The following is a 23,224-nucleotide window of genomic DNA, read 5'->3' on the forward strand; positions in this document are numbered from 1 at the left end:
CTATGCTGTCCGCCCACCGTCGTATTTGAGAGCTGCAGGAACATGGGGCTGGGAATGAAGACGTGGATGATCGCGGCGCTGAGCGCCGGGCTGCTGGCCGGATGCGCCACCACGCCGGCCGGCGGCGCGCGGGCGAAGATCGAGACCCCCGCGGCCTGTGAGGACCTCACCGTCCACATCTATTTCGAGCCTGAGAGCGCCGAGGTCACCGACGAGGGCCGCGCGGTGCTCTCGCAGGCCGCGAGCTCGGCCAAGGCCTGCAAGGTCGAGCGGGTGAAGGTGCTGGGCCTGGCCGACGCCGTCGGCGCGCCGGCCGCCAATCTGGAGCTCTCCAAGCAGCGCGTCGCCTCGGTGACCAAGGCGCTGGTCGCCACCGGCCTGCCGGCCGGCGAGTTCGACCTGGCGGCCGCCGGCCAGCAGGGCGCCGTCACCCAGGACGGCGAAGCCCGCCCGCTGCGCCGCCGCGCCGACGTCACCCTGGAGCTGACCACGCCCTAGGGCCTCGCCGAAAGCTAGGAGCGTTTTCGTCGCCGGACGACGTCCGGTTCGGCGAAAATGCTCCAGCAGAAGGCGCACAAGAAAAGGCGGGCACTAGGCCCGCCTCTTGAGTGCGCATCATCGAGAAAAGGGGTGCGGAGGCGGCAGACCGGCATGTTCGCCGGTCTCAAGTCGGGGGGGGCGTCGCCGCCTCCGCAATCCATAAACCCATGTGCGGTGGGTTCGTTCCCGCCACGCGCGATTTTTTTCGAGAACTTTTCGCGCCGGCTATTTGGGCGCGACGTTGACCGCCGGCATGGCGTTGAACTCCGCCTGGGTGAGCGGCGCCGAGAGCTCGCCGCCCTCCTTGCGCAGGGCGCCGTAGGACAGGCTGCGCGGGCCGGCCCCAGGCGGGCCCTTGGGCCGCACCAGCACCTGGGCGGGGGCCCCGTTGTCGCGATAGGTCACGCGCTCGACGACGCCGAGCACGACCCCGTTCTGGCCGCGCACGGTCATGCCTTCCAGCGCGGCGGGCGCCTGGGCCTGAGCGGCCCCGGCCAGGGAAAGCGCCGCGACGGCGCCGGCGATAAGCTTGGTGCTCTTCATGCCCCATAGATAAGGCGCGGCGCGCGCATGTCGAACCCTGCGTCGGCAAAATCGCCTGCGGAACGTCCGCCCCCCGCGGGACGTTAGCCAGAAGCGGGCAGCTTCGCCCGTCTGGTCAGGGGAGAGGGCCATGATCCACGAGCGGAACGAGCGCTTCGGCGCGATTGGAACGCAGGAGGATCACGGTCATTCGCTGCGCCGCCGCTGGTGGGCGCTGGCGGTGATCCTGTCGGTGGCGCTCGCAGGCGCCCTGCTCGGCCAGATGTCCGTGGACCGCGGAGATTCCGCGCGGCCGGCGCCGCCCGGCCCCCTCGACCGACTGCCGTTCTAAACTGGGAGACGACCCAACATGGCCACGACCCGATACACTTCTCGCCCCGGACTCAACGCCACGCGCGCGCGTCAGGGACGCATGGGCGTGCACATGTTCTGGGTTCTGGCGGTGTCCACCGCCCTGGCCGCCCTGGCGCTGTTCGGCGCCTGGTCGTGGCGGGCCGGCGAGCAGTCCGCGACGCCGCCGAGCAAGGCCGGCGCGGTCCGCACCGCCCAGTCCTTCGACCTCGGCGAACCGGCCCACGGCACGCTGCAGACCACGCCGAGCGCCGAGCAGACCCCGGTCGCCCGCTAAAGCACCGAGCGTCCGCGGAAGGCGCGGACCACGAAGGTCGCGATCAGCAGCACCAGGAAGATCACGAAGAGGATTTTGGCGATGCCCGCGGCCATGCCTGCCAGGCCGGAGAAACCGAGCACGCCGGCGACCACCGCCAGAACTGCGAAAACCAAGGCCCATCCGAGCATGCGTCGCTCCCACACAGCAAAACGCCGCGCCGGAAATTCGGCGCGGCGTCTGGGGAACGCGAGGGCGAGAAGCCTGTTCCTAGGCCGCCTTGCGGTTGTTGCGCGGATGGAAGAACAGCGCCTGACCGATGGCCGCCTTCACGGTCTCCGGCTGGAACGGCTTGGTGATCAGGAACGTCGGCTCCGGCCGCTCGCCGGTCAGCAGCCGCTCGGGGAACGCGGTGATGAAGATCACCGGCACGTCGTGGCGCGCCAGGATGTCCTTGACCGCGTCGATGCCCGAAGAGCCGTCGGCGAGTTGGATGTCGGCCAGCACCAGGCCCGGGGTCTTTCGATTGACAGCGTCGATCGCCTCGGTGCGGGTGGCGGCGATGTCGACCACGGTGTGGCCGATCTCGGTGACCAGCGCCTCGATGTCGGCGGCGATGACCGGCTCGTCCTCGATGATCAGCACGTCGGTGGCGAGCTCGGCGTCGATCTCGGCCTGGGCCTCGGCGATGAGCAGCTCCACCTCGCCGAACTCGACGCCCAGGATCTGGGCCGCCTCGGACGGGGTGAACCCTTCCAGGGCGGTGAGCAGGAACGCCTGGCGCGAGCGCGGGGCGATACGCATCAGCCGCTGGCTGGCGTCATCGCCGCTTTCCTCGCCGCGCGCCTCGAGCTGGGCGCCGCTGGTCAGCCAGATGGCGTGGAACACGTGATAGAGCGCCACGCGTGGGGTGAGATTGGATTCCAGCACCCGGTCGCCGGCCGCCAGCGCCTCCAGCGCCACCCGAACATAGTGATCGCCAGTCGTCTGGTCGCCGGTCAGGGCTCTGGCATAGCGCCGGACATACGGAAGATGCGGCGCCAGGCGGGCAAGAAGACTCAAATCAAACTCCTCCCTCTCGAGTTCGATGCAGCCGACCAGGATTGGGCTCGCTGGGCAGGTCCATCATGTGCCCGAACGTAGGCCTTGGGAACCGGTTCCGTCAGAACGAGGTTTTCCTCTTCGTGATAATGTCTACAGTTTGGAACCCTGGGTGGGGTGAGGCGTTGACGGGCGACCAGGACGAACCGAGGGGGCGGGCTCAGCGAAAGCCGGGCGCCGAGGCCATGATAGAACAGCGTGCCACAGAGGACCGTCACCGAGCGCCCGCCGCTCTGGACGAAGCGCGCCTGCGCCAGCAGGCCATCGGGGTGCGCCTGCGTCAGATGTTCGACGAGGTCGTCAGCGAGCCTGTGCCCGACGAATTCCTCGCCATTCTTCGTCAAGCGGACAAGAAGTCGGCGGAGAACGGCTGATGGCCGAGCAGAGCAAGGCCCGGCCGATCAACACGCAGGCTGACGACGAAGCCTTCAAGCGCGAACTGGTCAAGTTGATCCCGCACCTGCGGGCCTTCGCCCGCACGCTGGCCGGCGATCCGGCCAGCGCCGACGACCTGGCGCAGGACGCCATGATGAAGGCCTGGGACGCACGCAGCAGCTTCCAGATGGGCACCAACATGAAGGCCTGGACCTTCATGATCCTGCGCAATCAATTCTATTCCGAGAAGCGGCGCTCGTGGCGCCAGAGCCAGCTGGACCAGGAGGCCGCCGAGCGGACCCTGGTGGCGGTGGACGATCCCGAGGCCCCGGTGGCGCTCGACGAGCTTCGTCTGTCGCTGGCCCAGCTGCCGGCCGAACAGCGCGAGGCGCTGATCCTGGTCGGCGCCGGCGGCTTCGCCTACGAAGAAGCGGCCGAAATCTGCGGCTGCGCGGTCGGCACGGTGAAGAGCCGGGTCAGCCGGGCGCGCAAGGCCCTGCACAGCATCCTCGAAGACGGCAGTTATGAACGGGATGGAAGCGCAGCCGGCGACGCAATGAGCGCCATCCTGGCGGACGCGGAGCGGTTGAGCACCGCTCGCTGATAGGGCGGAAGCATGGACGGCACGCCCTGGGGGTCCCTTTCCACCATCCGCGTCCGCCTAACGGCGGCGCTGGCGGCTGCGTTGCTGCCGGTTCTGATCCTCGGCATCCTGCAGTCGGCGATCTCGTTCCGGCGTGAAGGCGTGCAGCTGCGCGAAGACCTGGCCGCCGCATCCGAACGCAGCGCCGCCACCGCCCGTGCGCGGATGGAGGCGGCGGACATCCTGCTGGAGACGCTGGCCCCCGGCTCGGTCGGCTTCAACTGCGCCCAGCGGCTGGCCGAGGTCACCCACCGCATCCCCGGCTACCACAACCTGATCCGCTTCGACCGCCGCGGCCGGGTGGCCTGCGCGGCCGGAGACGTGCCGGCCGACATGGCGCGCGCCACCCGCCCCTGGTTCCAGAGCCTGGCCAAGGGCGACAGCCTGGTGATCACCCGCGATCCCGGAGCCAACTACGCCACGGTCCCGGCGCTGCTGGCGGCGGTGCCGGCGCATGATCCGCGCGTCGGCTTCGATGGCGCGCTGGTGGCGGTGATCTCGCTGGAGAGCCTGGCGCCGCGCACCGCCGACCGCTCGCTGCCGCAGAAGTCCGAGGTCGCGCTGGCCGACGGCGACGGCGCCTATATCAACGCCACCGACAAGGAAGCCTTTCCGGTGCTGCCGGCCGACTGGCGGGCCAAGGCGCTAAAGCAGGGCTCGATGGTCTGGTACGCCCGCGACGCGCGCGGCGAGCGACGGGTCTATTCGGCCGCGCCGCTGGTCGGCGACGAGCTGTTCGTGATCCTGTCGGCGCGCTCAGGCGGCCTGTTCTCATGGGCGACGCTGAACCCGCTGACCAGCATCGTCTTCCCGATCCTGACCTTCATCCTGGCGCTGGTGGCGGTGTCGGTGGTCACAGAGCGGGTGGTGATCCGCTGGATCGCCTATCTGCAGCGCATCGCCGCGCTCTATGCCCGCGGGCGGCTGAGCGTGCGGCCGGTGCAGGCCGAGCAGGCCCCGCCCGAAATCCGCGACCTGGCCGAGACCCTGGAGGACATGGCCGACGCCATCGTCGGGCGCGACGCCTCGCTGCGCGATTCCCTGGCGCAGAAGGACGACCTGATGCGCGAGATCCACCACCGGGTGAAGAACAACCTGCAGGTCATCTCCTCGCTGCTCAACATGCAGCAGCGGGCGCTGACCGACCCGGCGGCGCGAGCGGCGATGTCGGACACCCGCCAGCGGATCACCGCGCTGGCCCTGATCTACCGTGCGCTCTACCAGGGCCCCGACCTGAAGCGGGTCGACCTGCGCACCTTCCTCGAAGAGCTGACCGCCCAGCTGATCGCCGCCGACATCAGCCATGGCGCCGGGGTAAGGACCGAGATCCACGTCGACGATCTGGTCATCGATCCCGACCGTCTGGCCCCGCTGGCGCTGTTCGCGGTCGAGGCGGTGACCAACGCCCAGAAGCACGCCTTCGCCGGCCGCGGCGGCACCCTGCGGGTCAACTTCATCGTCCGCGGCGACGAGGCCGAGCTGGAGATCAGCGACGACGGCCAGGCGCCGCCCGACGCGCTGTCCACCTCGGGCGTCGGACGCACCCTGATGACCGCCTTCGGCCGTCAGTTGCGCGGCCGCGCCGAGGTCGTGCGCAACGACACGGGCGGGATCACCGCCCGCCTCATCTTCCCGACCCCGACCGACGAACAGGCGGGCCGGCGGGCCCCGGCGCGAGGGAACCAGGCTGCGGCTTGACCGTTAGCCTCGTGCGCTATCAAGGGGAGATACTCTCATGCGTAAGTTCGTGATCCTCGCGGTCCTGGCCGCCAGCCTTTCCGTCACCGCCTGCAACACCGTTTCGGGCGCCGGTAAGGACGTGAAGGCGGCTGGACAGGCCGTGACCAACACCGCCGAAGACGCCAAGAAGTAAGGCAGCTTCAGTTGGGCGGCGGATCTCCCGCCGCCATGACGAGGCGATGAGACCGTCACCGGGTCGCTTATGGCCGGGTGGCGGCTTTCGCGCGTCTGGGCCTCAGGCGGCGACGCGGTAGGCGGGATTGCGGGCGTAGAGGCCCGGACGGCCGGCGACCGGCTCGAAGGCGTCGGACAGGCCCGCAGCCGATTCCTGCTCGCCGAGGAACAGATAGCCCTCGGGGCTGAGGGCCCGGGCGAGATTGATCAGCAGCCGCCCCTTCATCGGCTCGACAAGGGTCGAGAGCACGTAGCGACAGAAAATCACGTCGAAGCGGCCGGCCGTCGACAGGTCGGCGACCAGGTTGACCCGCCGCCAGCGGATCATCTGGCGCAGCCGCGGCGAGACTCGCCACATGTCGTCCGACTGTTCGAAGTGGCGGACCAGCAGGCGGATCGGCAGGCCGCGCTGGACCTCGAACTGGGTGTAGAGGCCGCTCTGGGCCTTCTCCAGCTGACGCTCGCCGATGTCGGTGCCGAACAGCTCGACCTTCAGCCCCGGCAGCCGGCCTCGCTCGTCCTCGACGGTCATCGCCAGCGAATAGACTTCCTGCCCGGCCGCGCACGCCGCCGACCAGATGCGCACTGGCTCGGTCCCGCGCTGGCGCGCCAGGGCCGGCAACACCTCGTCGCGGAACAGGGCGAACGGCTCGCGGTCGCGGAAGAACGCGCTTTCGGACTGAACCATGGCTTCGACGATCGACCAGGCCAGCTTGTCCTCGCGCCGCTCGCGCAGCATGCCCAGCATGTCGCCGACGCTGCCGAAGCCGTCGCGGCGGGCCACCGGCGCCAGCCGGCTTTCGATCAGGTAGGACTTTTCGGGATCGACCCGCACGCCCGCGCGCGCCGCGCAGAGCTGGGCCACCAGTTCGCGATCGCCCGGCGTCATGCCAGCCCGACCTCGGCGAACTTCGCCGTGATGATGTCGCCGTCGAACGGCTTCATGATGTATTCGTCAGCGCCGCTGTCGAGCGCCTCGCGGATGCGATCGATGCTGTTCTCGACGGTGCAGAACACCACCGTCGGCCGATCACCGCCCGGCTCCTGGCGCAGGATGCGCAGGAACTCGATGCCCGACATCGCAGGCATGTTCCAATCCAGCAGGACCGCGTCGGGCATGGCCGCGCGACACCAGGCGAGCGCCTCCAACCCGTCGGCGGCCTCGGCGATCTCGAAGCCGATGTCCTCCAGGATCCGGCGCGCGACCTTGCGGATCACGCGGCTGTCGTCGACGACAAGACAGGTCTTCAACGCGGGGGCTCCTCCCTCGTGGCGTTTCTGGCGCTACGTTGGTTAAGGAGCGGTATGGCGCACGGCAGATTTCCGCCGCCGGCGCCGGGAAGCTGGGGAGCGATTCAGAATTTGTCGATTGAGGCGCCGCGCGCCCGGCCTAGGCTGGCTTCCTGACATACCCGATGCAAGAGGACCGCCATGATCGACCTCCACTACTGGCCGACCCCGAACGGCAAGAAGGTCACGATCCTGCTCGAGGAGCTCGGCCTGCCATACAAGGTCGTGCCGGTGCACATCGGCCGCGGCGACCAGTTCACCGACGGCTTCCTGCAGATCTCGCCGAACAACCGCATGCCGGCCATCGTCGACCATGAACCGGCCGACGGCGGGGCGCCGCTGAGCGTGTTCGAGTCCGGCGCGATCATGATCTATCTGGCCGAGAAGGCCGGACGTTTCCTGCCCGCCGACGTGCGCGGCAAGTACGAGGTCATCCAGTGGGTGATCTGGCAGATGGCCAACCAGGGTCCGAAGTTCGGCGAGCGCGGCCACTTCAGCCGCGTGGCTCCCGAGCACGGCGACCAGTCCTACGCCCAGCGGCGCTTCAACGACGAGGTGCACCGCCTGTACGGGGTGCTGAACAACCGGCTCTACGACCGCCGGTTCATCGCCGGCGACGAGTACTCAATCGCCGACATGATCTCCTATCCCTGGACCGCCAGCTGGGAGATGCAGGGCATCGACATGGGCGAGTTCAAGTACTTCAAGCGCTGGTTCGACGAGATGGCCGCCCGCCCGGCCGTGCAGCGCGGCATGGCCGTGGTCGCCGACCCCGGCGAGGATCCGAAGTCGGTGACCCCGGAGGAACAGGAGCGCCGGCGCGGGCTGCTGTACAACCAGCGCGCCCGGCCGGCGCCCGCCGTCTAGCTGCGCGAGCAGCTCTGCGCCCGGGGATGGCGCAGCGACAGATAGGCCCGCAGGGCGATGGGGTGGTCGGTCTGGATAGCGTTGACGCCGGCCGCCAGCATCGCGCCCCAGACCGCGTCCGGATCGACCAGCGCCTGGTCGTCGAAGCGGGCCTCGGCGGAGTTGAGGCTGTTGACCCAGAAGCGGGCGCAGCGCGCCTGCAGCAGGGCGGCGACCTTCGGTGCGGCGGCCAGGTCCTTGACGTTGATCTCGTAGCCGACCGGGTCCAGCGGCGCGTAGGACCCGATGACTGCGGCCGGATCATCGCCCAGACGCTCGGGGCGGATGTTCGGATGATAGGGCGTGCCCGCCGTCCACCACAGCGCGGCCAGCACCTCGGCGACCGGCGCGCCGGACTTCAGCAGCACCTGGCGCTGCATGCCGCGGGCGCGGACCTTCTCCTGAACCTCGGCCAGCACGTCGGCCTTGGCGTCGATGTTGATCAGGATGCGGCCCTTGGCGAGGTCGAGCGCCTCGTCGAGGGTCGGCACCTTGCGCTCGGTGACTGAGGCGCTCGGACCGCCCTTGCCGGCCCGCACCTTCAGCCCGCGGACCTCCGCCAGGGTCAGGGCCTCGACCGGGCCCTGGCCGTCTGTGGTGCGCTCGACGCTGGCGTCGTGCATCAGCACCAGCGCCCCGTCGGCGGTGCGGCGCACGTCCAGCTCGACCATGTCGATGCCGAAGGCGATGCAGGCCGAGATCGAGTCCAGGGTGTTTTCGGACGTGCCTTCCCAGCAGCCGCGGTGCGCGACGATGGTCACCGCCCCGTCGGGCGCGTGCAGCCGGCGCTCCAGTTCGGCGGCGCGGTGGGGCGCGGCGGCCTGGGCGGCGCCCGCGCCCAGCAGCAGGGCGCAGGCGGCGAGACGAACGATCATGTTTCGCATCAGAAGTTCGGGGTCCAGTTGAGGCTGAGCCAGACCACGCGCGGGGTGCTGTAGCTGTCCTTCAGCTGGTCGCGGCCTTGGCCGGTGACGCTGTCCATGCGGGCGCGGGTCAGGTTGCTGACCTCGGCCACGACGGTGAGGTTCGGCCGCACGGCGTAGCGGGCCTGCAGGTCGATCTGGCTGCGCTCGTCCCAGTAGACGTCCTGCCAGGCGATCTCCGGGGTGATGGCGCGCAGGGCCTGGCCGGTCCAGTTCCAGGCGGCGCGCAGCTCGAACGGGCCGCGGGTGTAGAACGCCGCCAGGTTGGCGATCTTGTCCGGCTGGCCGACCAGGCCGCCGATGGTGCGCGAGCGGCCGCCGGCCAGCGGCACCTCGATCTCGCCGTCGAGCAGGCTGAAGTTGGCCGAGACGCCGAAGTCCGACAGCCGCGGATGCACGAACTCCAGCGAGTTGAAGGTCGCCTGCGCCTCGAGGCCGGCGATGCGCGCGCCCTTGGCGTTGCCGGGCTGGCGGACCGTGGCGTTGACATAGGTCACGCCCTCGAAGCTGTAGCCCTGGCTGGTCCCGTCGTAGATCTCGTCCTGGATGTCCTTGTAGAAGGCGCCGAGGGCGACGACGCCGCCGCGGTCGTTGGGCGGGTACCATTCCAGGCTGAGGTCGTAGTTGCTGGAGAGCCGCGGCTTGATGTCGGGATTGCCGAGGCTGACCGAGACGTTCAGCGCATTGGGATTGCCGCGGTCGCTCTCGGATTCGAACGAGATCGACGAGCGGGCGGCGTAGGATTCGTAGCTCGGCCGGCCCAGCGTCTGGCTGAAGGCGGCGCGGACCCGCAGGTCGGGCGTGATCTCGTAGCCAGCCAGGGCGAAGGGCAGCAGGTACTGATAGCTGGACGAGGTCTCGAAGGGCTGCCAGCGGCGGCTGATCAGCAGCCGGCTGGTGGTCTCCTGGTCGGTGTCGTCGTTGCGCACGCCGAGGATCAGGCTGGCCCGGTCGGTGGCGTAGCGGCCCATGGCGTAGAGGCCGAGGGTGGTTTCCTCGTGCTCGAAATTGTCCTGGTTGTTGGTCGAGACGGAGTCGCTCTCGGTCACCGCGCCGGGCGGCGTCATCTTCTCCCAGGCGAGCTTGGGATTGATGGTGATCAGCTGCAGGCCCTGTTGCTGAAACGGCAGCACCACGCGGCTGAGCTGGCCGACGTCGGCCAGATTGAAGTCGCCGCCGTTCGGCTTGTGCTGGTCGCGGTGGAACCAGTAGCTCATCTGGCTGCGGGTCAGCTGGCCGCCGACCGAATAGCCGAGGCCGGTGGCCGCGTGGTCGAAGTTGCTCTGGTAGTTGACGTCGACGCTGTCGACCTGGGCCTCGATGCGGCGGTCGACGTTGCGCCAGTAGTCGGCGCGATAGAGCCCGAGGTTCCGGTAGGCCTGCGGGTTGTCCATGTTGAAGCTGTAGTGGAAGTCCGAGGCGTCGTAGCTGAAGCTCATCGCCGCCAGCCCGCCGACATTGCCGAAGCGGTCGGCGCCGGCCGAGTACTTGACCATCGCATGCGGCTCGCTGGACTTCGCGCGCGAGGAGCCGGCGCGCAGGGTTAGCAGGCTGTCGTCGGTCGGCCGCCACTTCAGCTCGGCCTGGGCGATGTCGGTGGTGCTGTCGGTGGCTCCGTCGCGGAAGCCGACCTCGACCGAGGCGGCGGCGTAGCGGCCGGTGGTCGGGGTCTGGTTCAGCACCGCGGCGTTGCGGCCGTTGATGATCACTTCATTGCGCTGATAGGCGTCGACGAAGCTGTAGTGGCCGAGCATGGCCGAGACCTCGACGCTGTCGCCGAAGCGGCCCTCGAGCTTGCCGGTCAGGCTCCAGCGCTCGCGGTCGTTCTGATTGTACCAGTACTTGTCCTGCTGGGGCACGAGGTAGCCGTTGCCCAGACCGCCGTCGGCCACCCGGACGCCGGCGTTCGTATAGACGTTGTAGAAGGTGGAATCCGACGTCATGTGCGCGTCGGTGGTGCTTTCCTGGCGCTGGTAGTTGGCCGAGACCACCAGGCCGAACTGCTGATCGGGACCGAAGGTGAAGCCGCCGGTCGCAGAGGCGCGCAGGCCGAAGTCGTCCTGAGCCGAGGGCTCGTCCTTATCGCTGGTGTAGGCCGCCCCGGCGTCGAGGTTGAGGAACGGCTTGCCGCCGAAGTCGAAGGCGCTGCGGGTGCGCAGGTCGATCGAGCCGCCGACCGCGTTGGGGTCGAGATCGGCGGTGAAGGTCTTGGCGACGACGATGTCGCTGACGAACGAGGTCGGCAGGATGTCGAGGCGCACGCCGCGCCCGGCCGTGCCCGAGCCCGACAGCGGCGTGCCGGTCGAGGCGATCGGCAGGCCGTTCACGGTGACGTTGTTGTAGGCCTGGTTGAGGCCGCGCAGCACCGGGCTGATCGCCTCATCGCGCGGGTGCTCGTTGTCGCTGACCGGCAGCACCGAGACGCCGGGGATGCGGCGCAGGGCGCTGACCACGGTCAGGTCGGGCAGGCGCTGGACGTCGTCGGACGAGACCACGTCGACCACCGCGTCGCTGTCGCGCTTGATCGCCGCGGCGGTCAGCTGGGCGCGGCGCTGGCCGGTGACGACGAGGGCGTCCACCTCGGCGGCGGCGTGGTCGGAGGCGGCGGCCGAACTCGGCGGCTGGGCGGCACGGGCGGTCGGCGAGATCAGCGCCGCGCCGTCGCGCAATTCGAAGGTCAGCTGGGTGCCGGCGAGCAGGCGGCGCAGGCCTTCGTCGGCCGCCATCAGGCCGCGGACGCCCTGCGTGCGGCGGCCGCGGATCTGGGCCGGATCGCTCATCACCTCGACCCCCGTGGCGCGCGAGAAGGCGGCCAGGGCGGTTTCCAGGTCGCCGGCCGGAATGGCCAGCGAGACGTCGGCGGCGGCGGCCGGCGCAGCGATCGCCAGCACGGCGACGATGGCCGCGGCCTGGAGAAGGTGATGCTTCATTGGACAGGTCCCCCTTGCGTGGCGCGGCGCGCCAGGTTCGGAGGGAAGGACGTCCGGGGCGGCGAAATCCTACGACAAGGTTTCACGAAGCTTTGCTGTCAGCCGCGTGACGGCGCAGGACGATGGCCCCGCGCTCGTGGGCGACCTGGAAGCCGTGCAGCCGCGCGAGGTTCGACAGCGTGCGTTCGGGACTGGTGATCCGGAAGCGGCCGGAGACGGTCATCGCCCCCAGCTGCGGATCGGCGACTCGGATCGGGGTCGCCGACCAGCGGCCCATCTGCTCGACCAGCCGCTCGACCGACATGCCGTGGGTCTCGATCCAGCCCTCGCGCCAGTCGCCGGCCGCGCCCTGCTCCAACGCGCGCACGGGCTCGGGGCCTGCCGTGGTCAGCGCGGTGGCCAGTCCCGCCTCGACCATGCGGTCGCGCGACAGCAGCCCGCGCGGGCCGAAACGCACCCTGCCCTGCTCGACCGCCAGCTCCGTGCGCCCGGCGGTGAGGTTGACGTCGAAGCGGGTGCCGACCACCCGCACGCGGCTGTCGGCGGTCAGCACTTCGAAGGGCCTATCCTCGGCGTGGGCGACGTCGAAGAACGCCTCGCCGCGCAGCAGCTCCACCTGGCGGCGGTGCGGCGTCTGCCGGATCCGCACCCAGGTGTCGCCGGCCAGGTCCAGCACCGAACCGTCGTCTAGCGACACCGCCAGCCGCTGGCCGGGACGGGTGCGCTGCTCGAGCACCGGCGCGCCGGCCAGTTCGACCGCGGGCCAGGCCAGCGGCAGGACGACGGCGGCCACGGCCGCGGCGAGCGCCGGGCCGGCAAGGGTCGCGAGCCGACGCGGCTTGGCGCGGGCGGCGGGGCGGCGATGCTCGGCCAGCCGCAGCGCCTCGGTCAGGGCCGGATCGTCCCAGACGTCGCTGAAGCGCACATAGGCCTCGCCGGCCCCGGGATCGGCCCGTCGCCAGGCGCCGAAGCGGGCGGCGTCCAGACCCCGGCCCTCGCGGGCGGCGACGAAGGCGGCGGCCGAGCGCTTGCGCGCGCGGCGGCGGAACAGCTGGGCGAGGCTCATCGCCGGCCTCCGGTCTTGGGGCCCAGGCCCTTTTCCAGGGCCACCAGCGCGCGGGCGACATGGGCGTCGACGGCAGCGGGGGTCAGGCCCAGTCGCTGGGCCGTGTCCTTGGAACTGAGGCCGTGCAGGCGGCGATGGATGAAGACGTCCCGCTGCAGCGGCGGCATGGCGGCGAGGATGCGGCCGAAGCGTTCGGCCCGTTCGCGGAACATCAGCGAATCCTCCGGCGTCTCGGTGTCGGCGGGATGCTCGGCGTCGACCGGCTCGAAGGCCCGCCGCGCGCCGGCCCGGAAGTGGTCGCGCACCAGGTTGAGGGCGATGCGGCGCATCAGGGCCAGGGTGTCGGCGGCCGGAGAGCCCTGGCGGCCGAGGTAGCGGACGAAGGTGTCCTGGACGATGTCCTCGCTCACGGCCGCGTCGCGGACCCTTCTCTGGATGAAACGAAAAAGCGCGTCGCGATGGCTCGCGACGGGTACGCGGTTCTCGGACACGCCCGCACTCCGAACTGGCGGGCGCCCCATAGCCGCGGTGCGTGACGGTTTTTCGAAGGGCTCAGCCGCGCAGGCGGGCGGACCAGTCCTCGACCCGGCGGGTTTCCAGCCGCCGCCGGGCGTACTTGCGCCAGCCCTCGGGCAGGTGTTCGAGCGCGGCCATGGCGGCCAGCTCCTCGCGGTTCAGGGTGTCGACATAGAGCGTCCGCCAGAGCCGATGGATGGTCCAGTCGGGCGAGCGCCGATCCTGAAGCTCGAAGCCGTCGCCGGCCTCCACGACGCCGGGTTCCAGCACCCGGTAGTACCAGCCGGTGCGGCCGGTCGCCTGGACGCGCTGCGCCATGTCCGGGACGCCCAGACGCAGGTTGAGCTTCCAGCACGGCTGGCGGCCCTGGGAGACCTCGATCAGCGCCGAGCCCAGGCGGAAGACGTCGCCGATCGCGACCTCGGTTTCATCGAGGCCGCGGGTCGAGAGGTTCTCGCCGAAGCCGCCGGGCGCGGCCAGGACCGGGCGTTCGCCGAGCTCGGCGCGCCAGGTCGCGTAGTGATCGAAGGGATAGTGATGCACCGCCTTTTCCGGTCCGCCATGGACGCGGGTGTCGGCCTGGGCGTCGCCCTCGAAGCCGGTCGGGGTCAGCCGCAGCGGGCCGGCGACGGGCGCCTTGGCGATGCCGCTTAGAGTTTCGCCAAGCGGGGCGACCTGGCCGACGAGCAGGTGATCGAGGCGGGGCATGCGCCTGCGATAGGCGCAGAAAGGTCTGGCCGGAAGCTCCGCTGACGCGCCTCCGGCCAGACCAGTTCGCTAGATTAGCGCCGCGGGCTGGACGTCCAGCTCCTTGAGCAGCGGCTCGGCGTAGTCGACCCGGCCGGTGACGGTCTGCGGGTCGCCCGAGGCCAGGCGATAGACCGCCTCGGCGATGTACTCGATCGGCTGCACGCGGCTCTTGGTGGCCTCGTTGATCAGGCCGTGGACCGCGACGCCGGGAGTGTCGACGAGCCCCGGCGAGACCACGTTGACCGCGATGTTGTCGGCATAGACTTCCGACGCCAGGCCGGTCGAGAACCGCTCCAGCGCGGCCTTGCACATGCCGTAGACAGTGCCGCCGCGGCCGGGGCCGTAGGGCTGCTTGGGATGGATGCCGGCCGGCGAGGAGATGTTGACGATCCAGCCCGCGCCCTTGTCGCGCATGCCGGGAATGACCAGCTGCGAGAGGTGGAACGGCGCGTAGACCTGCACCTCCATCATCAGCTTGAAGCGCTTCTCCGGGAACTCCTCGACCGGGATGAAGTAGGTGATGGCGGCGTTGTTGATCAGGATGTCGACCGGGCCGTAGAGAGCCGTGGCTTCCTCGACCAGGCGTTCGCGCTCGGAAGCCTGGGCTAGGTCGGCCTTGATGAAGGCCGCTTCGCCGCCGGCCTTGCCGATGCGCTCGACCGTGTCCTGCAGCGTGCCCGGCAGCCGGCTCTCGCCGCTCTCGGCGGTGCGGGCCGAGGCCACGACCTTGGCGCCTTCCTGGGCCAGGCGGGCGCAGATCGCCTCGCCGATGCCGCGGCTGGCCCCGGTGACCAGGGCGACGCGGCCCTTCAGCGAGCCGTTCGGATTGAACTTGGCTTGGCTCATCTCAAATCTCCCTAATGAAATGTCTTTGTTTTTATTTGGAAACGAGGCCGCTCGCGGCCCCGCCTAGGTCACGCCCTCCACAGTCTGGAGAGCGGGCTTGCCCACCGTGGCGGGCCAGGCGTCGACCGTGACGCGGCGCATATGCCGCCGCTGACCCGGATAATCGTTGAGCGCAAAGTGCCAGACCGAGCGGTTGTCCCAGAAGGCCACCGAGCCGGCGCTCCAGGCGAAGCGGCAGGTGAAAGCCTCGTAGCGGGAATGCTCGAACAGGAAGTCGAGCAGCGGCTTGCTCTCGCGCTTGCTCCAGCCGTCGATCCGCATCGTGAAGGCCGGATTGACGTAGAGCGCCTTGCGGCCGGTCTCGGGATGCACCTTGACCACCGGATGGATGAACTCGCCGACCGCGCCCTCGGCCTCGACGACCTTCATCGAGGCGCGCTTCTGGGCCGAGTGACCCTGGGCGGAGTACTCGCGGCCGGCGGAATGGACGGCGTTGAGCCCCTCCAGCGTCGCTTTCAAGCCCGGCGAGAGCGCCTCGTAGGCGGCGGCCTGGCTGGCGAACAGGGTGTCGCCGCCCCATTCCGGGATCTCGACCGCATAGAGGATCGAGCCGATGGAGGGGTTCTCCAGGAAGCTCATGTCCGAGTGCCAGCCGCCGCCGAAGTTCACCTTGTCGCCCGGCTCCTTGACGATCTCCATGACCTCGGGATGGCCCGGCATGCCGGCGACATAGGGATGGATGTTCAGCGGCCCGAAGCGGCGGCCGAAGGCGAGCTGAGCCTCCGGCGTCAGGGCCTGGTCGCGGAAGAACACCACCTGGTGATGGACGAAGGCCGCGCGGATCTCCTCGATCACCGCGTCGGGCAGGTCAGCGGACAGGTCGACGCCGGAAATCTCGGCGCCCAGGGCGCCGGCCACCTTGCGGATCGTAAGGCCTGACATCGGACCATCTCCCTCTTGGCTCGCGCGATCAAACAACGCCTGGGCCGCGAGCGCGAGTCAGAAGCTCTCACTTCGGCTGCAGAAGATCCCACCGGTTGCCGTAGAGGTCCTCGAACACCGCCACCGTGGCGTAGGGTTCGTGGCGCGGCGCCTCCAGGAACTTCACGCCCGCCGCCGTCATGCGGGCGTGGTCGGCGGCGAAGTCGTCGGTGTGCAGGAAGAAGCCGACGCGACCGCCGGTCTGGTCGCCGACCCGCGCCGCCTGGGTCTCGCCCGCGGCCTTGGCCAGCAGCAGCCCGCCCTGCGAGCCCGGCGGGGTGACGACCACCCAGCGCTTGCCCCCGCCCATGTCGTCGTCGCCGGTCAGCTCGAAGCCGAGCTGGTTCACATAGAAGCCGATCGCCTCGTCGTAGTCGCGGACCACGAGGGCGGTGAGGGCCAGGCGTTGGGTCATAAAACCTCCAATTGGACTCTAGACCCCGGCGCCACCGAAGCTAGAGTGCGGGCCGTTTTTAAAGGGGGGAGTATCCATGCGTAGAGTCTCGGCGCCCACCGCCGTTAAAATTCTTGGCGCCGCCATTGTTCTGAGTATGGGCGCGAGCGGACAGGCCGCCGCCCAGGCCCAGCCGGCCACCGTCATCCATGCCGGCGCGCTTCTGGACAAGCCGGGCCAGGCGCCGCGCGGCGCCTCCACCCTGATCATCCGCGGCGGCAAGATCGAAGCGGTGCGCGACGGCTTCGTCGAACCCGAGGCCGGCGCCAAGGTCGTCGACCTGCGCGACCAGTTCGTGCTGCCGGGCCTGATCGACAGCCACGTCCACATCTTCAGCGACGACGACAAGGTCAAGGGTCGCATGGAAGCGGCCAACCGCGACCTCGAAGACGAGATGGTGATCGGCATCGACAACGCCCGCCGCACCCTGGAAGCCGGCTTCACCACCATCCGCGACGTCGGCAGCGACATCCGCAGTGTCACCGCCCTGCGCGACGGGATTAACAACGGCCTGCTGACCGGCCCGACTATCCTGGCCGCCGGCCGCCCGATCGCCGTCACCGGCGGCCATGGCGACGGCTCCAACAACCTCAACCGCGACCTGACCGAAGCCGCTCACCGCGAGGGCGACAACGTCTGCAACGGCGCCGACGACTGCCGTCGCGCGGTGCGCGCCCAGATCAGCCAGGGCGCGGACGTGATCAAGTTCACCTCCACCGGCGGGGTGCTGTCGAACGTCGCCGGCGGCCTCGGCGCCCAGATGTTCGATGACGAGATGAAGGCGATCGTCGACACCGCCCACATGTTCGGCCGCAAGGTCGCGGCCCACGCGCACGGCACCGACGGCATCATCGGGGCGCTGAACGCCGGGGTCGACTCGATCGAGCATGGCACCTTCGGCAACGCCCAGACCGATGCGCTGTTCAAGAAGACCGGCGCCTACTTCGTGCCGACCATGCTGGCCCCGAAGACCGCTCTCGACCAGGCCCGCGCCGGCGCCCGTTCTAAGGCCTCGCTGGAAAAGGCCGAGATCGCGGCCAAGGCGGCGATGGACAACCACCGCCGGGCCATCGCCAACGGCGTCAAGATCGCCTTCGGCACCGACACCGGCGTCTCGGCGCATGGCGACAACGGCAAGGAATTCGCCCTGATGGTCGGCGTCGGCATGTCGCCGACCGAGGCGATCAAGGCCGCCACCGTCAACGCCGCCGACCTGCTGGGCCGCTCGTCCAGCATCGGCACCCTGGAAGTCGGCAAGGACGCGGACATCATCGCCGTGGCCACCAGCCCGCTCGCCGACGTCACCCAGCTGGAACACCCGACCTTCGTCATGCACCGTGGCGCGGTGGCCAAGGTCGGCGGCCAGCGCGCGCCGTTCCCGCCGAACTAGGCGAGAGGGCCGCGCCGCACGCGCGGGAGTTGTCACCTTCCGAAGTTAGGCTAGGCTCATGCCCAGCTTAACTTCGGAGGGCACGATGGACTTGATGTTCCAACCGCTCCGCAAGTACGCGGATTTTAACGGCCGGGCGCGCCGGCTGGAATTCTGGCTTTTCTGGCTGCTGCTGATCGGGATCCAGGTGGTCTTCTCGATCCTGATCGGCATGGTCGCCGGACCGATGGCGGCGGCCGCCGAAGCCACCGACCCGCTCGCCGTTCTCAATGGGCCGGCCAAGGCGCTCTACGGCCTCTTCTTCCTGGTCATGCTGGGCCTGCTGATCCCCAGCCTTGCTGTGGCCATGCGCCGGCTGCACGACACCAACCGCACCGGCTGGTGGCTGCTGCTGGGCCTGATCCCGTTCCTGGGCGCGCTGGTGCTGCTCATCTTCTACCTGCTGGACGGCACGCCGGGCCCCAACAAATACGGTCCCGATCCGAAGGGACGTGTCTCAGCCGTCGCGGCCTGACCGGCGATCCGGTGAGGCAAGCCTCACCGGACGCGTTCGCCTAGTGCATGGTCCCGGCGACGATCTCCAGCTTGTTGCCGTCGGGGTCCAGCAGCACCGCGCCGTAGTAGTCGGGCGAGATATCGGGATGCAGGCCCGCAGGCCGCACGCTGGTCGCGCCGCCGGCCAGCGCCGCGGCGTAGGCCTGATCCACCGCCAGCCGTGTGGGAGCGGTGAACGCGATGTGCGTGGCGAGCCCCGCGACCTGGTCGCCCTGGACCGGATAGAGCCAGAAGAGGCGGCTCTCGCCGCCGGGGCCATAGGCCAACTCGTGCTCGGCCGCCCAGGCGTTGGCGCAGCCGAGCGGACCGAAGAAGGCGTCATAGAAGGTCCGCGCCGCGGCCAGGTCGCGGACGCCGACAGAGAGATGATCGAACATGGGTGAGCCCTCCGGTTGGGCTAACTGAGTTGTGGGCGCGGGCCTGCGCCCACAAGCCCCCTCAGGCCGGAACCGTCGCCGCGAAGGTGACCTTTTCCTCGGCCACGTCGGCGAACACGCGTCCGTCCGCGTCGCCCATGAACAGGTGGACGTAGTAGGCCTGGACCCAGTGGCCGTGCAGGCCCTCGCCCATCGCCTCGCCGCGCAGGCCGGCCAGCACCTCGGGACGCAGGCGCGCGCGCGGGCCGACCGCCTCGACCGCAATGGCGATCGTGGCTTCCTGGGCCACGGCCCGAACCTTGGCGACGCCGCCGGTCGGCAGCGCCGCGCCGGCCATCTGGGCTAGGTTCATCAGCGCACGGGCGGCCGGCTTGTTCACGGCCGGAGCCTCGACCTGCCACTCCAGCGTCGCGCGCATATGGTTGAAGACGCCCTGGGCCAGCTTTTCCAACTCGCGCGGGTCGAAGGTCTCGGCCGAGGCCGAGGCGCCGAAGGCCACGCGGGTGAAGGCCAGCAGGTCGGCCAGCTTGCGCGCCGAACCCGAGATCAGGTTCATCGCGTCGTCCTTCATGTCCTGGGCGCTGGGATCGTCCAGCAGATCCAGGCCCGAGACGATGGCGCTCGCGGGGCTGATGAAGTCGTGACACATCCGCGCGGCCAGGTAGGCGGCCACCTCGGCGGTGCGCGGCGGAGCCTTGGCTTCCGGCGCGGTTTCGGGGGTCGATTGGGGGGTGTCTACGCCGTCCATCATTACGCTCGCGAACTTGTCCTGATTTGGCGCTTTGGCAAACGCGCCGCTGCACTCTAGAGAACCGCCCATGGGCGGTCCCGATCCCTTCCTCGAGCCCGGCGTGCTGGTCATGCACCCGACCCGCGAGGACTGGGGCGTGGGCCAGGTGCAATCGGTCGCGGGACGCAAGGTGACGGTGAACTTCGAGCACGCAGGTAAACAGGTGATCGACAACGAAGTGATCGCCCTGACGTTTGTGAGCGACGACCCGCGAGGCGCCCGATGAGCAGCGCACGTGACGTCGGCGAGGTGCTGGCCGAGATCTGCGAAGAAGCCGCGGCCCTGATCCTGCCGCTCTGGAAGTCTGAGCTGACGGTCTATTCCAAGGCCGACGAAAGCCCGGTGACCGAAGCCGACCGGCGCGGCGAGGCGCTGATCCTGGAGCGGCTGGCAGCCGCCTTCCCCGACATTCCGGTGATTTCGGAAGAGGACGCCAGCGAGTTCGGCACTCCCGACGCGATCGGGCCGCGCTTCTTCCTGGTCGATCCGGTCGACGGCACCAAGGCCTTCGTGCGCGGCGATCCAAACTTCACCGTCAATATCGGCCTGATCGAAAACGGCCGCCCGATCGCCGGTGCGGTCAACGCGCCGGCGACCGGAGAGACCTGGTTCACGCAGGCTGGTGCGGCGATGAAGCGCACCGCCGGCGCGGCGCCACAGCCCGTGCGCACCCGCCCCTGGCCGCAAGGCGCGGCCGTGGCGCTGATCAGCCACACCATGAAGGAAGAAACCGCCCAGAAGCTGGCCGAGCAGTACGGCTTCGACCTGCGCGAGCCGATGGATTCGTCGATCAAGTTCTGCCGCATCGCCGAAGGTTCGGCCGACATCTATCCGCGCCACGGACCGACCATGGAATGGGACATCGCCGCGGGCCACGCGGTGCTGGCCGCGGCGGGCGGGCAGGTGAAGACTCCTGAAGGCCAGGACGTCGCCTACGGCAAGGCCGAGGCCGGGTTCCGCAACGGCTGGTTCGTCGCCAAGGGCTAGCCGGCCGAGGGGCCGGCGACCGTCGCCATCACGGGGGCCTGCGCGCCCTGGGCCAGGCCCGGATCACCCGCGCCGATGGCCACGTAGCCGGCGAAACCCACTGCAAACGCTGTCGCGGCGATCCACGCGAACGGCCGCATGATCTGATAGACGCTGACTTCGGTCACTGGATGTTCCTGTCGAGACCCACGTTAGCGGAACAGCCGAACCGGGCCGTCGGTTGCGAGGCGATTTCGACAATCTCGGCTCGAAGCGCGACGAAGCGCCCGAACGCTGCAGCGACGCGGCGGGTGCGTCTTTCAGAACACAGATTATTATTTGCGACTGACTCGCATTGCCATTCTCGCCCGCACTAACTAATAGCGCCTCGCAGTTTCATTCGCATACGGGCCGAGGGGCATTCGGTGATTAATCGACGGACAAACGGCGTTCGCGCCTATGCGCGCAAGGCGCTCACTCCCGCTGCGGTCGCCGGCGTCGCCGGCCTGGCCCTGGTTCCGCAGCTCGCCCTCGCGGACGAAGCGGCGGACAACGCCACCGAAGTCTCAGGCGTCCAGGTCGACGGGCACCAGACCCTGAAGCCGTCCTCGCCCAAGTACACCGCCCAGCTGCTGGACACGCCGCGCAGCGTCACCGTGATCCCGCAGGCGGTGATCACGCAGACCGCCGCGACCTCGCTCTCGGACCTGCTGCGCACCTCGCCGGGCATCACCTTCGGCGCCGGTGAAGGCGGCCAGCCGCTGGCCGACCGTCCGTTCATCCGCGGCCAGGCCTCGGGCAACAACATCTTCGTCGACGGCATCCGCGACTCGGGCGGCCAGGTCCGCGAGGTCTTCAACCTGGAGCAGGTCGAAGTCATCAAAGGTCCGGACAGCGCCTATAACGGCCGCGGCTCGGGCGGCGGCTCGATCAACCTGACGACCAAGCGTCCGAAGCTGGAAGAGAGCATCGCCGCCAGCGCCATGGTCGGCACCGACGGCTATCTGCGCGGCGTGGTCGACGCCAACCTGCCGGTGGGCGAGACCAGCGCGGTCCGCTTCAACCTGATGGGCACCCAGGGCGACGTCCCCGGCCGCGACAGCGTCGACTTCGACGCGTGGGGCGCGGCGATCAGCGGCGCCGTGGGCCTGGGCACCGACACCCGCGTCACCGCCAGCTACTATCACCTGACCCGCAATGACATGCCCGACTACGGCGTGCCGCTGTACACCAAGCTGGGCGGCGCCACCGCCCCGCGGACGAACGCCAGCGGCGTGCTCGATGTGCCGCGTGACTCGTTCTACGGCCTGAAGGCGCGCGACTTCCAAAAGACGGAAGCCGACATCGTCACCCTGATCGCCGAACACGACATCAACGACGCGATCACCTTCCGCAACGCGTTCCGCGTCGCCAAGACCCTGAACGACTATCTGGTCACCAACCCCGGCGACGGCGGCGCCGCCCAGTTCGTGGCCGGCGAATGGTGGATGAAGCGCGGCACCAAGTCCCGCTGGAACGAGGCGTTCACCGTCGCCAACGTCACCGACTTCTACGGCAAGTTCCGCACCGGCGGCGTCGAGCACAGCTACGATGTCGGCCTGGAGCTGTCGCGTGAGACCAACAGGAACGCGTCCTACGTGATCTACACGACGGCGGGCGCGGCCTGCCCGACGGGCTTCACCGGGGCGACCACCGCCGCCGGCGTCGCCGACTGCACCCGCGTCTATGCGCCGAACCCGAGCGATCCGTGGCAGGGCATCGTCACCCGCCCCGATCCGTCGGTGAACTACACCAACACCATCGGCGTCTACGCCTTCGACACCATGTCGTTCGGCGACAAGTGGCTGCTGAACGTCGGCGTCCGCTTCGACGACTATTCGGTGGAGGGCCGCGACGTGGCCGCGACCAGCGCGCTGGGCGTGATCACCGGGACCACCATCACCCCGCGCAAGGGCGACTGGCAGTTCACCAACTATCAGGTCGGCCTGGTCTACAAGCCGGTGGCGAACGGCAGCCTCTACGTCTCGTACGGCACCTCCTCGACCCCGCCGACGATCTCCGGCGGCGACCAGAACACCGGCACGGGCACCGGCACCGGCAACCTCGCCAACGTGCTGCTGGACCCGGAAGACATCACCTCGGCCGAAGCCGGCGTGAAGTGGGCCTTCTTCCGCGAGCGCCTGTCGGCCTCGGCGGCGATCTTCCACATGACCCGCGAGAACGCCCAGATCCAGATCGCCAACGGCGTCTATGCGCAGGTCGGCGAGACCATGGTCCAGGGCGTGGAAATCGGCGTAACCGGCCGCGTCACCCCGGCCTGGATGGTGTTCGGCGGCTACACCTACATGGACAGCGAGCTGGTCCGCGGCGCCTACAACGGCGTCAACCAAGGCGAGCAGCTGGCCAACACGCCCGAGCACACCTTCAGCCTGTTCACGACCTATGACCTCAACGAGCGCTTCAGCTTCGGCGGCGGCGCCTACTACTCGTCGGACAGCTACGGCGGCAACCAGGGCGGCGCTGGCGGCGGCGGCAACCGCGTCTTCGCCCCGGCCTACTGGAAGTTCGACGTCTACGCGGCCTACCGCATCCGCGAGAACCTGGACCTGCAGCTGAACATCAAGAACGTCGGCGACGAGGAGTACATCGCCTCGACCAACGGCGTGCACCACGCCGACTACGGTCCGGGCCGCCAGGCGATCCTGACGCTCAACGTCCGCTTCTAAACCTCCCCCCGGCGGAAGCAGACGATGACAGGCCC

Annotated in this window: 29 protein-coding genes; 13 read left to right on the forward strand and 16 right to left on the reverse strand. The window is 69.4% G+C overall.

Features of this window, described 5'->3' with window-relative positions:
- Positions 1-54 precede the first annotated feature (54 nt).
- The gene (locus ACSQ2H_RS20265; RefSeq protein ID WP_436063168.1) at positions 55-498 is read left to right on the forward strand and encodes an OmpA family protein; all 444 of its coding nucleotides are present in this window, start codon (positions 55-57) and stop codon (positions 496-498) included.
- 267 nt (positions 499-765) lie between these two features.
- On the opposite strand, the gene ACSQ2H_RS20270 is transcribed toward ACSQ2H_RS20265, so the two are convergent.
- Complete coding sequence (locus ACSQ2H_RS20270; protein WP_436063169.1) at positions 766-1,083, reverse strand: hypothetical protein; 318 nt, start codon at positions 1,081-1,083, stop codon at positions 766-768.
- A 130-nt stretch (positions 1,084-1,213) separates the two neighbouring features.
- Between ACSQ2H_RS20270 and ACSQ2H_RS20275 the strand changes: the two genes are divergently transcribed.
- Both ACSQ2H_RS20275 and ACSQ2H_RS20280 read left to right on the forward strand, forming a co-directional pair.
- Entirely contained in the window at positions 1,214-1,414 is a 201-nt protein-coding gene (locus tag ACSQ2H_RS20275) for a hypothetical protein (RefSeq protein ID WP_436063170.1), read from the forward strand.
- An 18-nt stretch (positions 1,415-1,432) separates the two neighbouring features.
- The gene (locus tag ACSQ2H_RS20280) at positions 1,433-1,711 is read left to right on the forward strand and encodes a hypothetical protein (RefSeq protein ID WP_436063171.1); all 279 of its coding nucleotides are present in this window, start codon (positions 1,433-1,435) and stop codon (positions 1,709-1,711) included.
- Here the strand turns inward: ACSQ2H_RS20280 and ACSQ2H_RS20285 are convergent.
- Together ACSQ2H_RS20285 and phyR are read right to left on the reverse strand one after the other, a co-directional pair.
- Positions 1,708-1,881, reverse strand: a complete 174-nt coding sequence (locus ACSQ2H_RS20285; RefSeq protein ID WP_183771343.1) for a DUF1328 domain-containing protein — start codon at positions 1,879-1,881, stop codon at positions 1,708-1,710. The two genes, ACSQ2H_RS20280 and ACSQ2H_RS20285, sit on opposite strands and share 4 nt — an antisense overlap.
- Positions 1,882-1,960: 79 nt before the next feature.
- Positions 1,961-2,752: an anti-anti sigma factor/receiver protein PhyR gene (phyR, locus tag ACSQ2H_RS20290; protein WP_436063172.1), complete on the reverse strand. Its 792-nt coding sequence runs from the start codon at positions 2,750-2,752 to the stop codon at positions 1,961-1,963.
- A gap of 164 nt (positions 2,753-2,916) precedes the next feature.
- Between phyR and nepR the strand changes: the two genes are divergently transcribed.
- The 4 genes from nepR to ACSQ2H_RS20310 are packed head-to-tail and all read left to right on the forward strand — an operon-like array spanning position 2,917 to position 5,682.
- Positions 2,917-3,165: an anti-sigma T factor NepR gene (gene nepR, locus ACSQ2H_RS20295; RefSeq protein WP_436063173.1), complete on the forward strand. Its 249-nt coding sequence runs from the start codon at positions 2,917-2,919 to the stop codon at positions 3,163-3,165.
- Complete coding sequence (locus ACSQ2H_RS20300) at positions 3,162-3,770, forward strand: sigma-70 family RNA polymerase sigma factor (RefSeq protein WP_436063595.1); 609 nt, start codon at positions 3,162-3,164, stop codon at positions 3,768-3,770. Before nepR ends, ACSQ2H_RS20300 begins: the two co-directional genes overlap by 4 nt.
- Before the next feature lie 12 nt (positions 3,771-3,782).
- Positions 3,783-5,507, forward strand: a complete 1,725-nt coding sequence (phyK, locus tag ACSQ2H_RS20305) for a sensor histidine kinase PhyK (RefSeq protein WP_436063174.1) — start codon at positions 3,783-3,785, stop codon at positions 5,505-5,507.
- Between the two features lie 37 nt (positions 5,508-5,544).
- Positions 5,545-5,682: an entericidin A/B family lipoprotein gene (locus tag ACSQ2H_RS20310; protein WP_267233848.1), complete on the forward strand. Its 138-nt coding sequence runs from the start codon at positions 5,545-5,547 to the stop codon at positions 5,680-5,682.
- A 102-nt stretch (positions 5,683-5,784) separates the two neighbouring features.
- Here ACSQ2H_RS20310 and ACSQ2H_RS20315 read toward each other — a convergent pair whose 3' ends face one another.
- Together ACSQ2H_RS20315 and ACSQ2H_RS20320 are read right to left on the reverse strand one after the other, a co-directional pair.
- Entirely contained in the window at positions 5,785-6,612 is an 828-nt protein-coding gene (locus ACSQ2H_RS20315) for a CheR family methyltransferase (protein WP_436063175.1), read from the reverse strand.
- Entirely contained in the window at positions 6,609-6,974 is a 366-nt protein-coding gene (locus tag ACSQ2H_RS20320; RefSeq protein ID WP_436063176.1) for a response regulator, read from the reverse strand. Before ACSQ2H_RS20320 ends, ACSQ2H_RS20315 begins: the two co-directional genes overlap by 4 nt.
- Before the next feature lie 180 nt (positions 6,975-7,154).
- On the opposite strand from ACSQ2H_RS20320, the gene ACSQ2H_RS20325 reads away from it, so the two are divergent.
- Entirely contained in the window at positions 7,155-7,880 is a 726-nt protein-coding gene (locus ACSQ2H_RS20325) for a glutathione binding-like protein (RefSeq protein WP_436063177.1), read from the forward strand.
- On the opposite strand, the gene ACSQ2H_RS20330 is transcribed toward ACSQ2H_RS20325, so the two are convergent.
- The 8 genes from ACSQ2H_RS20330 to ACSQ2H_RS20365 form a co-directional block, all read right to left on the reverse strand.
- Positions 7,877-8,794 carry a glycerophosphodiester phosphodiesterase family protein gene (locus ACSQ2H_RS20330; RefSeq protein WP_436063178.1) on the reverse strand — a complete coding sequence of 306 codons (918 nt, stop codon included), beginning with the start codon at positions 8,792-8,794 and terminating at the stop codon, positions 7,877-7,879. The genes ACSQ2H_RS20325 and ACSQ2H_RS20330 overlap by 4 nt on opposite strands.
- 8 nt (positions 8,795-8,802) lie before the next feature.
- Positions 8,803-11,772, reverse strand: a complete 2,970-nt coding sequence (locus ACSQ2H_RS20335) for a TonB-dependent receptor (protein ID WP_436063179.1) — start codon at positions 11,770-11,772, stop codon at positions 8,803-8,805.
- Between the two features lie 82 nt (positions 11,773-11,854).
- Positions 11,855-12,838 (reverse strand): FecR family protein, encoded by a 984-nt coding sequence (locus ACSQ2H_RS20340; RefSeq protein ID WP_436063180.1) that lies wholly within the window; start codon positions 12,836-12,838, stop codon positions 11,855-11,857.
- Positions 12,835-13,359, reverse strand: a complete 525-nt coding sequence (locus tag ACSQ2H_RS20345; protein WP_436063181.1) for an RNA polymerase sigma factor — start codon at positions 13,357-13,359, stop codon at positions 12,835-12,837. Before ACSQ2H_RS20345 ends, ACSQ2H_RS20340 begins: the two co-directional genes overlap by 4 nt.
- Before the next feature lie 31 nt (positions 13,360-13,390).
- Positions 13,391-14,062 (reverse strand): MOSC domain-containing protein, encoded by a 672-nt coding sequence (locus tag ACSQ2H_RS20350; protein WP_436063182.1) that lies wholly within the window; start codon positions 14,060-14,062, stop codon positions 13,391-13,393.
- A 69-nt stretch (positions 14,063-14,131) separates the two neighbouring features.
- A complete protein-coding gene (locus tag ACSQ2H_RS20355; RefSeq protein WP_436063183.1) occupies positions 14,132-14,950 on the reverse strand; it encodes an SDR family NAD(P)-dependent oxidoreductase in 819 nt (272 codons plus the stop codon).
- A gap of 63 nt (positions 14,951-15,013) precedes the next feature.
- On the reverse strand, positions 15,014-15,892 hold the full coding sequence (locus ACSQ2H_RS20360) for a TauD/TfdA dioxygenase family protein (RefSeq protein WP_436063184.1): 879 nt from the start codon (positions 15,890-15,892) through the stop codon (positions 15,014-15,016).
- A 67-nt stretch (positions 15,893-15,959) separates the two neighbouring features.
- Positions 15,960-16,346, reverse strand: a complete 387-nt coding sequence (locus tag ACSQ2H_RS20365) for a VOC family protein (RefSeq protein WP_436063185.1) — start codon at positions 16,344-16,346, stop codon at positions 15,960-15,962.
- A gap of 76 nt (positions 16,347-16,422) precedes the next feature.
- On the opposite strand from ACSQ2H_RS20365, the gene ACSQ2H_RS20370 reads away from it, so the two are divergent.
- Together ACSQ2H_RS20370 and ACSQ2H_RS20375 are read left to right on the forward strand one after the other, a co-directional pair.
- Positions 16,423-17,775 (forward strand): amidohydrolase family protein, encoded by a 1,353-nt coding sequence (locus ACSQ2H_RS20370; RefSeq protein WP_436063186.1) that lies wholly within the window; start codon positions 16,423-16,425, stop codon positions 17,773-17,775.
- A gap of 94 nt (positions 17,776-17,869) precedes the next feature.
- A complete protein-coding gene (locus ACSQ2H_RS20375; protein WP_436063187.1) occupies positions 17,870-18,289 on the forward strand; it encodes a DUF805 domain-containing protein in 420 nt (139 codons plus the stop codon).
- 40 nt (positions 18,290-18,329) lie between these two features.
- On the opposite strand, the gene ACSQ2H_RS20380 is transcribed toward ACSQ2H_RS20375, so the two are convergent.
- Entirely contained in the window at positions 18,330-18,707 is a 378-nt protein-coding gene (locus tag ACSQ2H_RS20380) for a VOC family protein (protein ID WP_436063188.1), read from the reverse strand.
- A gap of 61 nt (positions 18,708-18,768) precedes the next feature.
- Positions 18,769-19,458, reverse strand: coding sequence for a histidine phosphotransferase ChpT (gene chpT / locus ACSQ2H_RS20385; protein ID WP_436063189.1), 690 nt, complete (start codon positions 19,456-19,458; stop codon positions 18,769-18,771).
- 67 nt (positions 19,459-19,525) lie between these two features.
- Here chpT and ACSQ2H_RS20390 point away from each other — a divergent pair, with 67 nt between their 5' ends.
- Together ACSQ2H_RS20390 and cysQ are read left to right on the forward strand one after the other, a co-directional pair.
- Complete coding sequence (locus tag ACSQ2H_RS20390; protein WP_436063190.1) at positions 19,526-19,723, forward strand: DUF3553 domain-containing protein; 198 nt, start codon at positions 19,526-19,528, stop codon at positions 19,721-19,723.
- Positions 19,720-20,484, forward strand: a complete 765-nt coding sequence (gene cysQ / locus ACSQ2H_RS20395) for a 3'(2'),5'-bisphosphate nucleotidase CysQ (RefSeq protein WP_436063191.1) — start codon at positions 19,720-19,722, stop codon at positions 20,482-20,484. The genes ACSQ2H_RS20390 and cysQ overlap by 4 nt, the downstream gene beginning before the upstream one ends.
- On the opposite strand, the gene ACSQ2H_RS20400 is transcribed toward cysQ, so the two are convergent.
- On the reverse strand, positions 20,481-20,651 hold the full coding sequence (locus ACSQ2H_RS20400) for a hypothetical protein (protein ID WP_436063192.1): 171 nt from the start codon (positions 20,649-20,651) through the stop codon (positions 20,481-20,483). The two genes, cysQ and ACSQ2H_RS20400, sit on opposite strands and share 4 nt — an antisense overlap.
- A gap of 237 nt (positions 20,652-20,888) precedes the next feature.
- On the opposite strand from ACSQ2H_RS20400, the gene ACSQ2H_RS20405 reads away from it, so the two are divergent.
- Positions 20,889-23,189 (forward strand): TonB-dependent receptor, encoded by a 2,301-nt coding sequence (locus ACSQ2H_RS20405; RefSeq protein ID WP_436063193.1) that lies wholly within the window; start codon positions 20,889-20,891, stop codon positions 23,187-23,189.
- Positions 23,190-23,224 lie beyond the last annotated feature (35 nt).

This window comes from Phenylobacterium sp. LjRoot97, assembly GCF_964254345.1.
Classification (GTDB): domain Bacteria; phylum Pseudomonadota; class Alphaproteobacteria; order Caulobacterales; family Caulobacteraceae; genus Phenylobacterium.

What these genes read in the sequence shown, in the direction of transcription:
- ACSQ2H_RS20370 (WP_436063186.1), top strand. Translation starts at nt 16,423, where the DNA reads ATGCGTAGAGTCTCGGCGCCCACCGCCGTTAAAATTCTTGGCGCCGCC.
- ACSQ2H_RS20345 (WP_436063181.1), bottom strand. Translation starts at nt 13,359, where the DNA reads ATGGGGCGCCCGCCAGTTCGGAGTGCGGGCGTGTCCGAGAACCGCGTA.
- ACSQ2H_RS20340 (WP_436063180.1), bottom strand. Translation starts at nt 12,838, where the DNA reads ATGAGCCTCGCCCAGCTGTTCCGCCGCCGCGCGCGCAAGCGCTCGGCC.
- ACSQ2H_RS20380 (WP_436063188.1), bottom strand. Translation starts at nt 18,707, where the DNA reads ATGTTCGATCATCTCTCTGTCGGCGTCCGCGACCTGGCCGCGGCGCGG.
- ACSQ2H_RS20335 (WP_436063179.1), bottom strand. Translation starts at nt 11,772, where the DNA reads ATGAAGCATCACCTTCTCCAGGCCGCGGCCATCGTCGCCGTGCTGGCG.
- ACSQ2H_RS20365 (WP_436063185.1), bottom strand. Translation starts at nt 16,346, where the DNA reads ATGACCCAACGCCTGGCCCTCACCGCCCTCGTGGTCCGCGACTACGAC.
- ACSQ2H_RS20360 (WP_436063184.1), bottom strand. Translation starts at nt 15,892, where the DNA reads ATGTCAGGCCTTACGATCCGCAAGGTGGCCGGCGCCCTGGGCGCCGAG.
- ACSQ2H_RS20285 (WP_183771343.1), bottom strand. Translation starts at nt 1,881, where the DNA reads ATGCTCGGATGGGCCTTGGTTTTCGCAGTTCTGGCGGTGGTCGCCGGC.
- ACSQ2H_RS20355 (WP_436063183.1), bottom strand. Translation starts at nt 14,950, where the DNA reads ATGAGCCAAGCCAAGTTCAATCCGAACGGCTCGCTGAAGGGCCGCGTC.
- ACSQ2H_RS20310 (WP_267233848.1), top strand. Translation starts at nt 5,545, where the DNA reads ATGCGTAAGTTCGTGATCCTCGCGGTCCTGGCCGCCAGCCTTTCCGTC.
- ACSQ2H_RS20265 (WP_436063168.1), top strand. Translation starts at nt 55, where the DNA reads ATGAAGACGTGGATGATCGCGGCGCTGAGCGCCGGGCTGCTGGCCGGA.
- ACSQ2H_RS20275 (WP_436063170.1), top strand. Translation starts at nt 1,214, where the DNA reads ATGATCCACGAGCGGAACGAGCGCTTCGGCGCGATTGGAACGCAGGAG.
- ACSQ2H_RS20350 (WP_436063182.1), bottom strand. Translation starts at nt 14,062, where the DNA reads ATGCCCCGCCTCGATCACCTGCTCGTCGGCCAGGTCGCCCCGCTTGGC.
- ACSQ2H_RS20375 (WP_436063187.1), top strand. Translation starts at nt 17,870, where the DNA reads ATGTTCCAACCGCTCCGCAAGTACGCGGATTTTAACGGCCGGGCGCGC.
- ACSQ2H_RS20270 (WP_436063169.1), bottom strand. Translation starts at nt 1,083, where the DNA reads ATGAAGAGCACCAAGCTTATCGCCGGCGCCGTCGCGGCGCTTTCCCTG.
- chpT (WP_436063189.1), bottom strand. Translation starts at nt 19,458, where the DNA reads ATGATGGACGGCGTAGACACCCCCCAATCGACCCCCGAAACCGCGCCG.
- ACSQ2H_RS20280 (WP_436063171.1), top strand. Translation starts at nt 1,433, where the DNA reads ATGGCCACGACCCGATACACTTCTCGCCCCGGACTCAACGCCACGCGC.
- ACSQ2H_RS20325 (WP_436063177.1), top strand. Translation starts at nt 7,155, where the DNA reads ATGATCGACCTCCACTACTGGCCGACCCCGAACGGCAAGAAGGTCACG.
- ACSQ2H_RS20315 (WP_436063175.1), bottom strand. Translation starts at nt 6,612, where the DNA reads ATGACGCCGGGCGATCGCGAACTGGTGGCCCAGCTCTGCGCGGCGCGC.
- ACSQ2H_RS20330 (WP_436063178.1), bottom strand. Translation starts at nt 8,794, where the DNA reads ATGATCGTTCGTCTCGCCGCCTGCGCCCTGCTGCTGGGCGCGGGCGCC.
- phyK (WP_436063174.1), top strand. Translation starts at nt 3,783, where the DNA reads ATGGACGGCACGCCCTGGGGGTCCCTTTCCACCATCCGCGTCCGCCTA.
- cysQ (WP_436063191.1), top strand. Translation starts at nt 19,720, where the DNA reads ATGAGCAGCGCACGTGACGTCGGCGAGGTGCTGGCCGAGATCTGCGAA.
- ACSQ2H_RS20390 (WP_436063190.1), top strand. Translation starts at nt 19,526, where the DNA reads ATGGGCGGTCCCGATCCCTTCCTCGAGCCCGGCGTGCTGGTCATGCAC.